The sequence below is a fragment of the Shewanella sp. MF05956 genome, from assembly GCF_059758055.1.
In genome coordinates this window covers 19,661-34,005 of record NZ_JCAYNV010000008.1, presented here as the reverse complement: position 1 = coordinate 34,005, position 14,345 = coordinate 19,661, and the positions used below count along the sequence as shown (strand labels likewise).

The window sequence follows — 14,345 nt, the reverse complement described above, 5'->3', positions numbered from 1 at the left end:
AGCTACATTATTAAAACGGTCTCTTGAAAAGCTATTTAACAGACCCAATATACATGGTAAGCCATTAATAAACTAGCAATGGAACCAAATCTGGAGAACAACATGAGCGATAAAATTGTATACCTAAGCGATGACAGCTTTGAAAACGACGTACTAAAGTCTGAAACACCGATTTTAGTAGACTTCTGGGCTGAGTGGTGTGGTCCTTGTAAAATGATTGCCCCAATCTTAAACGACGTTGCTGAAGAGTATGCTGGCAAGTTGGTTGTGGCTAAATTAAACGTTGACCAAAATAACGTTTCACCAGCGAAGTACGGCGTACGTGGTATTCCTACATTGCTTATGTTTAAAGGCGGAGAATTAGTAGCAACTAAGGTTGGCGCGCTTTCTAAGACACAATTAAAAGAGTTTATTGACGCTCAAATCTAAGCATCAAGTAAGCTAAAAATGTTAAACGGCACAACTTTTAAACAATTTGTGCCGTTTTTAGATCAAATTAGACCTAAATTTCTGGACGCCCCATCTATAAAGTGCTAATTTATTCATCAGATTTTTTTCAATTAACTTCTTCTCGTTTATCAATCATAAAATTTCTTTTCAACCTTACTGATTGATTGCGGTAAGCTTCGTCGCGCAATACAAGACTCCCATACATGAATTTAACAGAATTAAAAGACACGCCCATTTCGGATCTAGTTTCGCTTGCTGAAAGCATGAAGCTGGAAAACATGGCTCGTACTCGTAAGCAAGATATCATCTTCTCAATTTTGAAAGCTCACGCTAAAAGCGGAGAAGACATCTTCGGTGGCGGTGTATTAGAAATCCTCCAAGACGGATTTGGATTTTTAAGAAGTTCAGATGGCTCATACCTTGCGGGTCCTGACGATATTTATGTTTCTCCAAGTCAAATTCGTCGCTTTAACATGCGTACTGGAGACAGTATTTTTGGCAAAATCAGACCGCCTAAAGAAGGCGAAAGATACTTTGCACTGTTAAAAGTCAGTGAAGTTAACTTTGATAAGCCAGAAAGCTCTCGTAATAAAATCCTGTTTGAAAACTTAACGCCATTACATGCCGAAGAACGTCTTCGTATGGAACGCGGTAACGGTTCAACAGAAGACATTACCTCTCGTATACTTGATCTGTGTTCTCCTATCGGTAAAGGTCAGCGTGGTTTGATTGTTGCTCCGCCTAAAGCGGGTAAAACATTATTACTGCAAAGCATTGCCCAAAGTATTACTTACAACAACCCAGATGTGGTGTTGATGGTATTGCTTATCGATGAGCGTCCTGAAGAAGTAACCGAAATGCAGCGCATGGTTAAAGGTGAAGTTATTGCTTCTACCTTTGATGAACCAGCAAGCCGTCACGTTCAAGTTGCTGAGATGGTTATCGAAAAAGCTAAACGCTTAGTTGAGCACAAAAAAGACGTAGTGATTTTGCTAGACTCTATCACTCGTTTGGCACGTGCATACAACACCGTAATCCCATCGTCGGGTAAAGTATTAACCGGTGGTGTTGATGCTAACGCCCTGCACCGTCCGAAGCGTTTCTTTGGTGCTGCACGTAACATTGAACACGGTGGCAGCTTAACCATTATCGCTACCGCGTTAGTTGATACTGGCTCGAAAATGGATGAAGTGATTTACGAAGAATTTAAAGGTACTGGTAACCAAGAGTTACACCTTTCTCGTAAAGCTGCTGAAAAGCGTGTATTCCCAGCGATTGATTTTAACCGCTCTGGAACTCGTCGTGAAGAGAAGCTGACAACAACTGAAGAACTTCAGAAAATGTGGATTTTACGTAAAATCCTCCATCCAATGGATGAAGTTTCTGCAATGGAATTCTTAATTGATAAATTGGCTATGACCAAAACCAATGAAGAATTCTTTACTGCGATGAAGCGCACCAAGTAATATTAACTTGTACGCAAAACAATCGTAAAAAAATGCCGCTAAATTAGCGGCATTTTTTTGTGCTTTTTATGGTAATACCAATGCGCATTAATAAGTGGCGACTCAGATCATTTATTAACGTGCAATGGTATAAAACACCGTTAGCTAAAAGCAATAATTTATTATTCAGCGAACGCTAATATTGAATCTATTCATCTTCATCAACAGTGTCGGCATGGCTATTAGCATCAAACTGTTCAACATTGGCAAATTGCTCAAACCAAAATGCCGAGCTGACCATTTTATATTGGCGCGATAAACCTTCACTTGCTACAAGCTCAAGTTTCCATAAAATCCCTTCTGACTCAGGAAAATGTGTGCCTTTAATTTGATCTTCGTACAAACGGTGCATTAAGGCATCAGGACTTAAGCCTGCAGATAATAGTCGCACCATTGCGGCATGCAACGATTCATCGAACAGGGTTAAATCATCGGCATCTTTAGCGGTAATGTTAACGCTAAACTCAACCCCTGTAGGCTGGGCAAACACACCATTAAAGGCTTCACGCAATAAGGCGTAAGCACTGAAAAAGCGTTCATGGAACAGACAATCAGAATACTCTTCCCACATTCTGTCGCCAACCATGTCATTTGCAAGTTGGTCTATTTTGCCTTCGGTAACGTCGTCAATAAACAAATGACTCAACACAATCTTCGCAGCTTCGACGTCGCCCAAGTCATTAAGCGACATCATGCACATTTCTCGCAACTCAGCAGAATCCATGCCTTCTAAGCCATCATCAAGGCCCATTAATGCCATAAGATGTAAATAATCATCATTTGACCAGGCGTTAGGGATTTTACTAATTTTATGAAATGAACCGATTTGAACAGTAAACTGAGCTTGCATTGTTAAACTCCTTTTTTATCGCTATATGTCGCGAATCATTGCAGATTAGAATCTACAAGCCAACAATACTGTATAACGCCCTAAAATGAAAATAGCCGCTTACTGAATTTACAAACTCAGTAAACGGCTATTTTATTGGTCATAAAAAATATTAGCCTGGATTAATATCCATTAATTCTATTATAAATTAGTCACGCTGATGGTCATTTTTCGGCGAAGGTAAGCAATTTGCTGCATATGAGGTAAATCTTTAGGGCAAGCATCTTGGCAGCCCAGTAACGTCATACAACCAAACACGCCGTCTTGATTACCAATCACATGATAAAAATCTTCACTACTGCGACTGTCACGGCTGTCTAACTCAAAACGGGCTATTTTCATCAACCCTACAGCACCCACAAACGTATCACGCATTTGCTTAGTTGCACACGCCGACACACACACACCGCATTCAACGCAGCGCTCAAGCTCATAAAGCTTCGCGGCTTCTTCTGGCGCCATAGGCGCTTCAATGCGATGAATGTCCATGTCGGTATCGCTTGGCTGTAACCATAACTGTAAACGTTCTGCTAATTCACGCATAAACTTACCGGTATTAACCGATAAGTCGCCAATTAGCTCAAACCCAGGTAATGGCATTAACCGAATTTCTGCAGTAGGGAAATTGGCTGTCAGCGTGCGACAAGCCAACGTTGGCTTACCATTAATGACCATGGCGCAACTACCACAAATACCCGCACGACAAACAAAATCAAATTGCAGCGATGGGTCTTGCTTATCGCGTAATTGATTTAATGCAATAAAGACTGTCATGCCAGGGGTTTCGGTAATGACATAACGGACCATTTGCGGTTTATCGTTAGGGTCTTGCGGATCGTAACGAAAAATCGAAAACGTCAATTCACGGGCTTGGCTCATTTGGCTTGATCTCCTTTTACATCAACGTTATCAAACAGCCTTTGATTAGCAGGCATAAATTGCTCGGGAAGTTCATATGACATCAACGCCGCTTGTTTTGCATGGCGATCGTGTGACTCAGTAAGCCCTGCCAGTATTTGTTCAATTTGTTGTTGGCGCTTTTGGGTATCTGGGTGAGCAATGGCGTTATTGGTACCGTAGCCTCGGTAGCCTGGTGGTAACTCCATGCTCATGACATCGATTGCTTCATAAGTGAGTGTCGGCGTTAATGCTGCATCATCTGGCCAAGAGCTCAAGGTTCTATTAAGCCAGTCTTTATCATTTCGCTCAGGAAAATCTTCGCGTGAATGCGCGCCACGGCTTTCTGTACGGGCATTAGCACCACTCGCTACGGTTAAGGCAACTTTGAGCATTCTCTTTACTCTTAATGCATCAACTAGTTCGGGGTTTGCATGACGTTTCTTACACGTTAAGCCAATATTTCGTGAGCGCAGCAATAATTCGCTAAGCTCTTTTACCGCTTGCTCCAGCTGGGTGCCATTGCGGAAGATCCCCACATAATCCATCATTATCTTTTGCATTTGTTGCTTCAAAGTAATGGCTTTTTCAGTGCCATTACCGTCAATTAACTGGTTTATTTCTGCCTCAATTTGTTGGCCAAAACCTTCAATTAATTGAGTATCAATACTCAAAGTAGTTTGTTCACAAAAGTCAGCAACATATTGACCAATGATCATCCCGCCAACCACGGCCTCGGCTAAAGAATTACCGCCTAAGCGATTAAAGCCGTGCATATCCCAACACGCGGCCTCACCGACACTAAAGAGTCCTGCTAACTGCGGGCTTTCGCCATTATGCTTAGTGCGGATCCCGCCCATAGAGTAATGCTGTGTGGGCCTCACAGGGATCCAATCTGTTACCGGGTCAATGCCTAAAAAGTGCTGACAAATCTCTTTGACTTCACGCAAATTGGTATCAATGTGCTTTTGCCCTAACAAAGTAATATCGAGCCATAAATGCGGACCGTAAGGACTATTCACGCCTTTGCCTTTGCGCATGTGTTCAGTCATACGTCGTGAGACTACGTCGCGTGATGCCAACTCTTTTTTATCGGGCTCGTAGTCAGGCATAAAGCGGTGGCCGTCTTTATCACGCAATACTCCCCCATCACCTCGACATCCTTCTGTGGTTAAAATCCCTACTGGGACAATAGCTGTTGGGTGAAACTGTACCGCTTCCATATTGCCTAATGTGGCCACGCCCGTTTCCAGCGCCAATGCTTGGCCAATCCCTTCGCAAATAATGGCATTGGTCGACACTTCATAAATGCGACCATATCCCCCTGTCGCCATGGTTGTCGACTTAGCCACATATGCACGTATTTCACCGGTAATTAAACAGCGAGCAATCACACCATGACAACGCTTACCATCATGGATAATTTTCAGGGCTTCCATACGTTCATGGACCGGAATGCCCATAGAAATAGCGCGATTATCGACGGCATATAATAATGAATGCCCTGTGCCATCGGCTGTGTAGCACGTTCGCCACTTTTGAGTACCGCCAAAATCACGGGCATTAATTAACCCGTGAGCCTCTTTTGCCTCGGTTAAGGTGACTTTTTGTGCGTTAACAATGACCTCACGATCACCTTCGGTGACACGGCTCCATGGTACGCCCCAATGCGCTAACTCGCGTACGGCTTTAGGCGCGCAATGCGTAAACATTCTTGCCACCTGTTGGTCGCAGCCCCAGTCAGAGCCTTTTACTGTGTCTTGAAAATGCACATCTTCATTGTCGCCCATACCGCTAACGGTATTAGCTAAACTGGCTTGCATACCACCTTGAGCCGCCACTGAGTGAGAGCGTTTAGCTGGAATAAGTGATAATACAATAGTGTCGAGACCACGTTCTTTAGACGCTATAGCAACCCTAAGGCCTGCAAGTCCTGCCCCAACCACTAAGGAATCGGTATATATAATTTTCACAACATATCCTTATTACAAACCAGGTACAAAAGGCACCACAGGTAAGCTCAATGAGCGACCAATAATGATATATGCCACTAAACTTGCTACGCCCAGCACCATTAAATACGCCAAAAGCACTTTCGCTAACTTTAATAACGCAAAGCGTTGGGTTGTTAATCCCCATTTAATCGAAACGCGATATAAACCAAAAATGGCATGGACGGTAACAGCGGGTAATAGCAGTACATATAACATCCACACATTTTGATGCACGACGCGTTCAGCCGATAAGTGTGGGCCAATTTCAGGATTCGTCATCATGGCAAAAAGGTGAACTGGCACTAGGAAAAACAGTAAAAAACCACTGACCATTTGCCAAAACCAAATCTTAGTATCTTCATGAGGTAGAAACTGCATCTGTTGGCGCAGGGCTCGCCACTGGCCAATTTGTGTAGGAAAGCGCCGTAAAGCAAATACTGCATGAACAATCACAATCAGCAGCATAAATACGGAAAATATTTGTGTCAGGATAGGAAATCCATGGCCAGTTTCGCTGAAAATACCGCCTTCAAGAAACTGTGCGACCTGATAAAATGCCTCCTTGCCGAATAAAATACTCGATTCAAAGTGCAGATGCATAATTAAAAAAAGCCCTAGCAATACGCCAGTCGCACTTTGTAATCTATCTGCCCTAGCAGCCCAAATAGGATGACTAAATCCTTTTACATTAGTGCTACTCAAGACAGCTTTTGCTGGCAAAGGGTTCGCGGCCATAAATTATTACATCCTGTGCTGACACAATGAGAGACATTGACCATAGCAAGAGTTCGGCAACAACTGCACTGAGCACAAAACAATCCGTGACTGCGCTCACCTATATTTACTGGTTTGTTAGAAGCCGATCACATATACCCAATCAACTTGAAGATGCAAGTTTCAAAGCTTCAGCGTGGTTTTAATACTAGGCGCGGTAATGTAGACACCTTATAAATTAGCGTAACAACGCCCTTAATTTCAAAATCAGAGGTACACGGTGAAACTCCCACAGAGCAAGTTTTACAAATAAGCACGATAAAGTGTCGACGAAAACGCACAAATGTAGGCGGTTTGGGTATAATGGCGCCCAACAATACTTGTATTAATTTTATCGATTAGGAACATTCCATGGCTTGGATCCAATTGCGCATTCACACCCATCGCGACCATGCAGACATGCTTGGTGACTTATTAATGGATCACGGTTCAGTTTCCATTACTTATGAAGATGGCCAAGACGAGCCTATTTTTGAGCCTAAATTGGGTGAAACTCCGTTATGGCAGGACACCATCTTAATCGCTTTGTTTGATGCAGAAACAGATTTAGCACCGACTATCGAATTTTTAGAAACGATGCCATTTTTAGGTAAAGGATTTACACATAAAATTGAGCAAGTTGAAGAAAAAGACTGGGTACGTGAATGGATGGACAGCTTCCACCCTATTAAATTTGGCCAACGCTTGTGGATATGCCCAAGCTGGCGTGAAATCCCAGATCCAACAGCCGTTAACGTTATTCTTGATCCCGGTCTTGCCTTTGGTACGGGTACCCACCCAACTACTGCGTTATGTTTAGAGTGGTTAGACAGTCTCGACTTAACCAACAAAGAAGTGATCGATTTTGGTTGTGGTTCAGGTATTTTAGCTATTGCGGCCATCAAACTGGGGGCTAAAAAAGTGACCGGTGTTGATATTGACTACCAAGCCATTGATGCCTCAACCGCAAATGCTGAACGAAACGACGTTGTCGATCAATTAGCGTTATATTTACCAGAAGATCAACCTAAAAACCTGCAAGCCGATGTACTGGTCGCCAACATTTTAGCGGGTCCATTAAAAGAGCTCGCACCGCTGATAGCCGAAAAAGTCAAAACCGGTGGTAAACTGGCGTTATCGGGTTTATTACAAGAACAAGCGCAAGATGTATCAGACTTTTACAGCCAATGGTTTGATATGGATCCAGCTTGCCATAAAGAAGACTGGAGTCGACTCAGCGGTATACGTAAATAATACCTAACTCGCCTCAACATTAAGCTAACAGTGGGTTGTTTTATCACCAAAATAACCCACTGAATATTTTTTTACAGCTTATTAACAACCCTCAAAACTCCCTGCGTCAATAAAAAAGTTGACCTACAGCTCGCACCAGCCCTCAAACACCATGTAAAAATGCCAATTATTAGTCAAAGATGTGACAGCCAATAAAAGTCAAGCAAAAAAGTTGCATTTAGGTCATTTATTGACCTTTTCATGACCGTCAAAAAGGGCTACTATAGCGCCCCTTTGAAGAGCAAGGTGAAGTTCGCAATGCAAATTGGCCCGTATCAACTGTCTAATCAGCTGATTGTGGCACCAATGGCAGGTGTCACCGATCAGGCCTTTCGAAATCTCTGTTTACGCTACGGCGCAGCCTTAGCGGTATCAGAAATGCTTTCATCAAATCCTGAAGTTTGGGACAGCGATAAAAGCCGCCAGCGCATGATGCATTCTGGTGAAGAAGGTGTTCGCTCCGTACAAATAGCAGGTGCAGATCCTGAGTTAATGGCCAATGCCGCACGGTTCAACGTTGAACAAGGCGCGCACATCATTGACATCAATATGGGCTGCCCCGCCAAGAAAGTGAATAAAAAGTTTGCTGGCTCAGCACTCATGCAAAGCCCCGATTTAGTAAAAGAGATTTTACAAGCCGTGGTATCTGCTGTTGATGTGCCAGTAACGTTAAAGATTCGAACAGGTTGGGAACCTGAACATCGTAATGGTGTTGAAATAGCCAAGATTGCCGAGCAAAGTGGCATTGTTTCGTTAGCTGTTCATGGCCGCACAAGACAATGCATGTACAAAGGTTTTGCCGAGTACGACACGATTAAAGCAATCAAACAGAATGTCTCAATTCCTGTTGTCGCCAATGGGGACATCGACACTCCGGAAAAAGCCAAGTTTGTGCTTGACTACACCGGCGCCGATGCCCTGATGATAGGAAGAGGTGCACAAGGAAGGCCCTGGATTTTTAAAGAAATCCTACATTATCTGGAAACAGGTAAAAAGTTAGCGCCAATTAAGGCGGACGAGCAACGCGCAGTGATGCTTGAACACCTTAACAAACTTTACGACTTATATGGCGAATACAAAGGTGTCCGATTTGCTAGAAAGCACGTCGGGTGGTACCTAAACCATGAGGAACAGCGCCAATTTCGTGCTGACTTCAATCGGCTTGAAACCGCTGCCCAGCAACATTCCCTAGTGGAATGTTATTTTGATGAATTAGTTTAGAATTTAATAAAGAGCAGAATAGAATGTTTGATCAGACAACTAACACAGAAGTTCACCAGCTTACCGTAGGCAAAATCGAAACAGCAAACGGCACTATCAAGCCGCAGTTATTACGTGACGCAGTTAAACGTGCCGTAACTAACTTCTTCTCTCAGTTAGACGGTCAGGAAGCTTCTGAAGTATATGAAATGGTATTGAGCGAAGTTGAAGCTCCTTTACTAGACATCATTATGCAACACACTCGTGGCAACCAAACGCGCGCTGCTAATATGTTAGGTATCAACCGTGGTACTTTACGTAAGAAATTAAAGAAATACGGCATGAACTAAGACTTAACGTCTAAGTGATTGTAATGAAACGGGCTTATCAGCAATGATAAGCCCGTTTTGTTTTTAATTATCTACACAATCAAAATTTTTAATAATCAATTAATTTACAATAACTTAAGGTTAAATTTTGTGATTAATTTCATTTATTTTCAATTTTTTTAGAAATAAATGGAATAGAATCTGTCGTTGTCTCGTTATCACTGTGTCAATCACGACAACAACGAGGGAACTACAATGAACACATTATTCAAACCTACTTTAATCGCACTAGCCTGTTTTTCAACAATGGCCATGAGTGCTGAAATGTCAGTTTCAACCTCAACGTCTGCACAAGCTGATGTGCAATTTAGCCAAGGTCAATTAACACAATTAAGTGCTAGCGCTAATCTTCAAAATAGTAATCAAGCTGCAGCATCTAATGATACCGCAACCTCAGATACCGCCAGTGAAAGCACCACAGATATGGGCGCAGAGCAAACCGCGGCTAATGACACTGACACAGCAGAAACGAGCGAAACCAATGACGCTGACTCAATGACGGCTGAATCATCAACATCAGCTAACGGCGAATTAACACTCTCCATACCGACGGAAACGCTAATGGCAGTCAATTCATCAATCAACTCAACCGTTGACACCACAATCGCTAATGTCGATTCGGTATCTCAAATTGCCAGTTCACAACTTAGCGGCTTAACTAACGGCGCGGTGACACTTGCTACTGAGCTTAGCGGTAAAACTTCGGCTACAGCAGAAATGGCAGCGACACAAACGTTAGCATCTGCGTCTAGCGCGATTGCCACAACGGCTGATACATCGGCTGAATTGAGCGCCAGCTCAGTAAACAGTGCACTAACAACGGCTAACTCAACTGAGCTGGCGCTAGATAACGCAGTTAATGGCGCCACAGAGTTAACAACTACAGCAGCCACTAACAGTGCTGCACAGCTGCAAAACAGCATGACAGCCAATACGCTTGAGACCACCAGCAACGCCGTGTCAGCATCAACGACTGCAGCAGTGTCACAAGCCACCTCTGCCGCCGTCAATGCCAGTGCCTTAACCGCTGTTCAGCAGCAATTACAGGCAAGTGCGAGTGAGTTAGTTCAACAAAATGCACGTGAACAAGTGACCCAAGCAGTGAGTCAAACCGTAAGTGCTGAAGTGAATAATACAATCCAAAATACAATTCGATTAACCAGCGGTTTATAAGCGCTTAATCCTACCTCGTTTATGCCGGCAATATTGCCGGCTTATCTTCTCTGTTGACTTTAGGATCTCACATCATGGCCTTATTCAATCGTAACACTGCGCTTTCAACGGCTATCGTACTAACCAGTGCAAGCCCATTATTATGGGTAAACGTATGGGCAAACGACAATGTCGATGCCTGGTCATTTAGTGGTAAAGCCAAAGCGGGAATGGAATATCAGTCTAACGTTAACATTAGTGAGCTTGAGCAGGCGAGTGGCGAGTCAGACACCGCAGTCGTGCTTGATGCTCAACTCGACTTAGGTTGGCAAGTGAGTGACAACTTACGCATAGACAGTGGTTACAGTATCAATGATAAAAGCTATCAAACTGCCAGCGATTATGATTCACGCCTGCAATTAGCGTTTGCCGATATGAGCTACTCATTGACCTCAACCACTATAGGAGCCAATGTTTATCATGCCCAGGCTGATTTAGATGGCAGCGACTTTTTAAGCTTAAATCAATTCAGCATCTACACCATGCACAGCTTATCTGACAGCTGGTTTTTACGTCCAAGCATAATGCATGCAGACAAGCAGTTTGATCAAATTGAAGCACGAGATGCAAAAAGCTATACGGCAACGCTGGACTCATTTTGGTTTTTTAACCAAGGACAGCACTTTATTTCAGTGGGTGCGACCTATGAAGATGAAGAGACCAATGCCACTGAGTTTAGTTACACCGCGATGGGATTAAATGCCCGCATATCTAATCAGTTTTCGTTATGGCAAATACAACAAAAAATCCAGTTTGGCGCTAAACTGAGCCAACGAGATTATCAAACTCAAGATGATGGCAGCCGCCGAGATGATGTACAGCAGCAGTATGATGCCAAATGGGAAGTGAATTTGGGTCAACATTGGGCTGTGCTAACCTCTATCGAATATGGTGATTTTCAATCTACCTTAAGCACAGCAGATTACGATGAAACCCGAGCAGGATTAATGTTACAAGCCAGCTTTTAAAGGGCGAGTTAATAAACCATAACCATATTGATTGTCTTTTCCTGGCTCACCTAAATCTTGCGCTTGTTGTTGTAACTGCTGCACAACCTGCGCCAGAGTTAATTCTGGCGCCAAAGCCAATAAACACGCTACTTTTGCACTCACTACAGGTGTTGCCATAGACGTACCGCTTTCGCGCCCAACACTGCCATCGGCGCGAGTGGTCAATACCTTAACCCCTGTGGCCGCAAAGTCGATGTACTCACCTTGATTAGCCCAGCGATATAAACGGTTTGAATCATCAACCGCGGTAACGGCGATAACCCCATCATACGCGGCGGGATACAAAGGCGCAGCCGCTGGACCACCGTTTCCCGCTGCAGCGACCAAAATAATCTCCTTCCCGACTAATCGAGTGACCACTTCGCTTAATACTGGGTTATCTGGCCCAGTTAGGCTCATATTAACCACCCGATTATTTTGCGCGACCAACCAATTTAACGCCTGCAGAATACTCTCGAGTGTGGCGCCTTGCTGATATTCATTTTGCGCATAAAAAGCGCCTGCACTGTACAAAGTGAGTGATGGCAATAATGGGCTCAACCCATCGTTTATACCAGCCAAAACACCTGCTACGGCTGTGCCATGGCTGTATGAAGTGGCGATATCGGCAGGTAAAAAGTGTTGTTGAATTAAGGCAAAACGCTCAGTCAGATTCGGCCAGGCGCTGTGTTTGGGGTTAATAGCAGTATCGATCATACCCAACGAAATAGGTAATTCGCACATGGCTGCAGGCATGTTGTTATCTGCTGCTTCTATCGCGGCTTGTGGGACCGCAATTGACACTTCAATAGCCTGAGTTTGTGGCTGGTAAATAAAGTTACGGCTTAAATATGGCGCGAGCAACCCAGGTAATTGTTGGCGCAACATGTGTTTATTGTCTAACGACTCAGGTACTTTAAGCTTAATCAGTTGTAAATCGAGACTGTCTAGGCTTTTACGGGTTTGTACGTACTGACTTAGCGCTGGCACAACCTCGAGCACTTGCTGCCATTGATTTTCTGATAACAGTAACAACCATTCACGCTCAACCGCGCGTTGCCCAAGTTCAACTTCAACCTCATTCCACACTAGCTGTTTACGGGTATCTAATATGGGTAGCACGCTAGGTAATTGCAGTAGCGGGTCTAATAGCTGGGCTTTAATCGCGAGTGTTTTTTGCAATTGCTGCTCAATTAAGCGTTGTTGTTTTAATTCTTGTAGGCGCTCAGCATTACGATTTACGCTGCGATCAAGGTGATCCACAATGGTGTCAGGTAACTGAGTAATAGGTAATAGCTGGGCTGTAGCCACCCAAGGCACAAAGGCTAAGACTAATAATGTCAGTTTATATTTTTTCATTACTCTCATTGATTTACCTGGCTTGGCGTATAGTGTGTAACATTAAAACGTCTGACAACAATAAAAAATTCCCTCTCCACTGGAATAAATAATCTATTGACTCGTTATCCCTATAAGTACCACGTTAAGGCTAACTTAAAACATGAAGACAGAATTAACCACATTGCTGCCAGCATTAAGACGCTTTGCCTACTCATTAACCGGGTCAATGCCCGATGCCGATGACTTAGTGCAAAATACGCTACTGCGGATCCTTAAGTCGCCCCCGCCAGAAGATGTACCACTGGTAAAATGGGCCTTTAAAATATGCCGCAATCAATGGATTGATGACTATCGTTCCCAAAAAGTTCGCACATTGGCCACTGCCAAGCCAGAATTACAAGCTGAAAACTACAGCGACGGCGAAGCCGATATCATTAACGACATTACCCTGGGTGAAGTTAATCAGGCCATGAACAGCTTATCGGATGAACAACGTGAAGTGCTATCGTTAATTGCGGTACAAGGCATGAGTTACAGCGAAGCGGCAGATATTTTAGCCATTCCAACCGGTACCATTATGAGCCGCCTCGCCAGAGCAAGGGCCAATATGGTGAGCTTTTTTAAACAACCCAACGGGAGCATGGCATGAACCTAAGCGATGAAACCTTATCAGCTTTTTTAGATGCCGAATTACCTGAGCATGAAATGGAACAGGTTAGAATGGCACTTGTCGATAATGAAGCAATTGCAGAGCGACTTGCCGAACTGGCAATGGTTGATGCTATGGTGCAAGAGCATTATCAGGCCATTGACCAACAGCCTATTCCGACAGCGGCTCAAGCATTACTCGCCGCTGCAGAGCCTGATGCTACCCATCCTGTGATAGACAACTCTGTGGCAGGCAATCAAGTGACAGACAACGTACTCGAGTTTCCTTGGTGGCGTAAAGCGCAACAACACGTTCAACAATATGCTGCTGCCGTTGCCGTAATAGCCCTTATTGCAGGGTATGGCGTCTATCAAATCGACTCACCAAACCAAACTGACTTTGCCGCTCAAAATAGCTCATTATTACCTGACGACATTAGCGAGCCACTTAACCACCTGCCAAGTGGTATTGAAACCATGCTCGATGACGACAGTGTTATGACCATTCAGCTCAGTTTTTACAACCTACAAGGTCAATTGTGCCGCCAATATGCTGTGCAAGATCATGCCCAACAAAGCAGTACGATAGCTTGTGAGCAACAGGGGCAATGGCAACAAATAGCCAGTGTAGAAGATAAAGTCAATCTTGATCATCAGGCCCAATATCAAACTGCAAGCGGTGGTTCGGCACTTGATGAACTGCTAGATCAACTTATTGTCGATGCGCCACTCACGCTGGTTCAAGAGCAACAAGCACTGAACCAATTAGCCAGAGGGCAGTAAAA

The 14,345-nt window shown here is 43.8% G+C and carries 14 protein-coding genes; 9 read left to right on the top strand and 5 right to left on the bottom strand.

Features of this window, described 5'->3' with window-relative positions:
• Nucleotides 1-102 precede the first annotated feature (102 nt).
• Both trxA and rho read left to right on the top strand, forming a co-directional pair.
• Nucleotides 103-429, top strand: a complete 327-nt coding sequence (gene trxA / locus AC19MX_RS10210; protein ID WP_432404582.1) for a thioredoxin TrxA — start codon at nt 103-105, stop codon at nt 427-429.
• A gap of 224 nt (nt 430-653) precedes the next feature.
• Nucleotides 654-1,916, top strand: a complete 1,263-nt coding sequence (rho, locus tag AC19MX_RS10205) for a transcription termination factor Rho (RefSeq protein WP_498297845.1) — start codon at nt 654-656, stop codon at nt 1,914-1,916.
• Between the two features lie 187 nt (nt 1,917-2,103).
• Here the strand turns inward: rho and AC19MX_RS10200 are convergent, their stop codons facing one another.
• From AC19MX_RS10200 to AC19MX_RS10185, 4 genes are all read right to left on the bottom strand, one after another.
• The gene (locus tag AC19MX_RS10200) at nt 2,104-2,805 is read right to left on the bottom strand and encodes a hypothetical protein (protein WP_498297843.1); all 702 of its coding nucleotides are present in this window, start codon (nt 2,803-2,805) and stop codon (nt 2,104-2,106) included.
• 180 nt (nt 2,806-2,985) lie between these two features.
• Nucleotides 2,986-3,723: a fumarate reductase iron-sulfur subunit gene (locus tag AC19MX_RS10195; RefSeq protein ID WP_498297841.1), complete on the bottom strand. Its 738-nt coding sequence runs from the start codon at nt 3,721-3,723 to the stop codon at nt 2,986-2,988.
• The gene (locus AC19MX_RS10190; RefSeq protein ID WP_498297839.1) at nt 3,720-5,714 is read right to left on the bottom strand and encodes a fumarate reductase flavoprotein subunit; all 1,995 of its coding nucleotides are present in this window, start codon (nt 5,712-5,714) and stop codon (nt 3,720-3,722) included. Before AC19MX_RS10190 ends, AC19MX_RS10195 begins: the two co-directional genes overlap by 4 nt.
• 12 nt (nt 5,715-5,726) lie before the next feature.
• Entirely contained in the window at nt 5,727-6,470 is a 744-nt protein-coding gene (locus tag AC19MX_RS10185) for a fumarate reductase cytochrome b subunit (RefSeq protein WP_498297837.1), read from the bottom strand.
• A 390-nt stretch (nt 6,471-6,860) separates the two neighbouring features.
• Here AC19MX_RS10185 and prmA point away from each other — a divergent pair, with 390 nt between their 5' ends.
• The 5 genes from prmA to AC19MX_RS10160 all read left to right on the top strand — a co-directional run bounded on the left by prmA (nt 6,861) and on the right by AC19MX_RS10160 (nt 11,550).
• Nucleotides 6,861-7,742: a 50S ribosomal protein L11 methyltransferase gene (gene prmA, locus AC19MX_RS10180; protein WP_498297835.1), complete on the top strand. Its 882-nt coding sequence runs from the start codon at nt 6,861-6,863 to the stop codon at nt 7,740-7,742.
• A gap of 297 nt (nt 7,743-8,039) precedes the next feature.
• Complete coding sequence (gene dusB / locus AC19MX_RS10175; protein WP_432404719.1) at nt 8,040-9,002, top strand: tRNA dihydrouridine synthase DusB; 963 nt, start codon at nt 8,040-8,042, stop codon at nt 9,000-9,002.
• Nucleotides 9,003-9,025: 23 nt separating this feature from the next.
• Nucleotides 9,026-9,331: a DNA-binding transcriptional regulator Fis gene (gene fis, locus AC19MX_RS10170; protein WP_011494902.1), complete on the top strand. Its 306-nt coding sequence runs from the start codon at nt 9,026-9,028 to the stop codon at nt 9,329-9,331.
• A 234-nt stretch (nt 9,332-9,565) separates the two neighbouring features.
• Entirely contained in the window at nt 9,566-10,543 is a 978-nt protein-coding gene (locus tag AC19MX_RS10165; protein WP_498297833.1) for a hypothetical protein, read from the top strand.
• Between the two features lie 74 nt (nt 10,544-10,617).
• Complete coding sequence (locus AC19MX_RS10160; protein ID WP_498297831.1) at nt 10,618-11,550, top strand: surface lipoprotein assembly modifier; 933 nt, start codon at nt 10,618-10,620, stop codon at nt 11,548-11,550.
• Here AC19MX_RS10160 and AC19MX_RS10155 read toward each other — a convergent pair.
• Nucleotides 11,533-12,930, bottom strand: a complete 1,398-nt coding sequence (locus tag AC19MX_RS10155; RefSeq protein WP_498297829.1) for a S8 family serine peptidase — start codon at nt 12,928-12,930, stop codon at nt 11,533-11,535. The genes AC19MX_RS10160 and AC19MX_RS10155 overlap by 18 nt on opposite strands.
• A 142-nt stretch (nt 12,931-13,072) precedes the next feature.
• Between AC19MX_RS10155 and AC19MX_RS10150 the strand changes: the two genes are divergently transcribed.
• Both AC19MX_RS10150 and AC19MX_RS10145 read left to right on the top strand, forming a co-directional pair.
• Nucleotides 13,073-13,561, top strand: coding sequence for an RNA polymerase sigma factor (locus AC19MX_RS10150; protein WP_188957373.1), 489 nt, complete (start codon nt 13,073-13,075; stop codon nt 13,559-13,561).
• Nucleotides 13,558-14,343, top strand: a complete 786-nt coding sequence (locus AC19MX_RS10145) for an anti-sigma factor family protein (RefSeq protein ID WP_498297827.1) — start codon at nt 13,558-13,560, stop codon at nt 14,341-14,343. The genes AC19MX_RS10150 and AC19MX_RS10145 overlap by 4 nt, the downstream gene beginning before the upstream one ends.
• Nucleotides 14,344-14,345: the final 2 nt, after the last annotated feature.

Excerpts from the sequence above, each read along its gene's own strand:
- trxA (WP_432404582.1), top strand. The coding sequence starts at position 103 with ATGAGCGATAAAATTGTATACCTAAGCGATGACAGCTTTGAAAACGAC.
- rho (WP_498297845.1), top strand. The coding sequence starts at position 654 with ATGAATTTAACAGAATTAAAAGACACGCCCATTTCGGATCTAGTTTCG.
- AC19MX_RS10200 (WP_498297843.1), bottom strand. The coding sequence starts at position 2,805 with ATGCAAGCTCAGTTTACTGTTCAAATCGGTTCATTTCATAAAATTAGT.
- AC19MX_RS10195 (WP_498297841.1), bottom strand. The coding sequence starts at position 3,723 with ATGAGCCAAGCCCGTGAATTGACGTTTTCGATTTTTCGTTACGATCCG.
- AC19MX_RS10185 (WP_498297837.1), bottom strand. The coding sequence starts at position 6,470 with ATGGCCGCGAACCCTTTGCCAGCAAAAGCTGTCTTGAGTAGCACTAAT.
- prmA (WP_498297835.1), top strand. The coding sequence starts at position 6,861 with ATGGCTTGGATCCAATTGCGCATTCACACCCATCGCGACCATGCAGAC.
- dusB (WP_432404719.1), top strand. The coding sequence starts at position 8,040 with ATGCAAATTGGCCCGTATCAACTGTCTAATCAGCTGATTGTGGCACCA.
- fis (WP_011494902.1), top strand. The coding sequence starts at position 9,026 with ATGTTTGATCAGACAACTAACACAGAAGTTCACCAGCTTACCGTAGGC.
- AC19MX_RS10165 (WP_498297833.1), top strand. The coding sequence starts at position 9,566 with ATGAACACATTATTCAAACCTACTTTAATCGCACTAGCCTGTTTTTCA.
- AC19MX_RS10160 (WP_498297831.1), top strand. The coding sequence starts at position 10,618 with ATGGCCTTATTCAATCGTAACACTGCGCTTTCAACGGCTATCGTACTA.
- AC19MX_RS10155 (WP_498297829.1), bottom strand. The coding sequence starts at position 12,930 with ATGAAAAAATATAAACTGACATTATTAGTCTTAGCCTTTGTGCCTTGG.
- AC19MX_RS10150 (WP_188957373.1), top strand. The coding sequence starts at position 13,073 with ATGAAGACAGAATTAACCACATTGCTGCCAGCATTAAGACGCTTTGCC.
- AC19MX_RS10145 (WP_498297827.1), top strand. The coding sequence starts at position 13,558 with ATGAACCTAAGCGATGAAACCTTATCAGCTTTTTTAGATGCCGAATTA.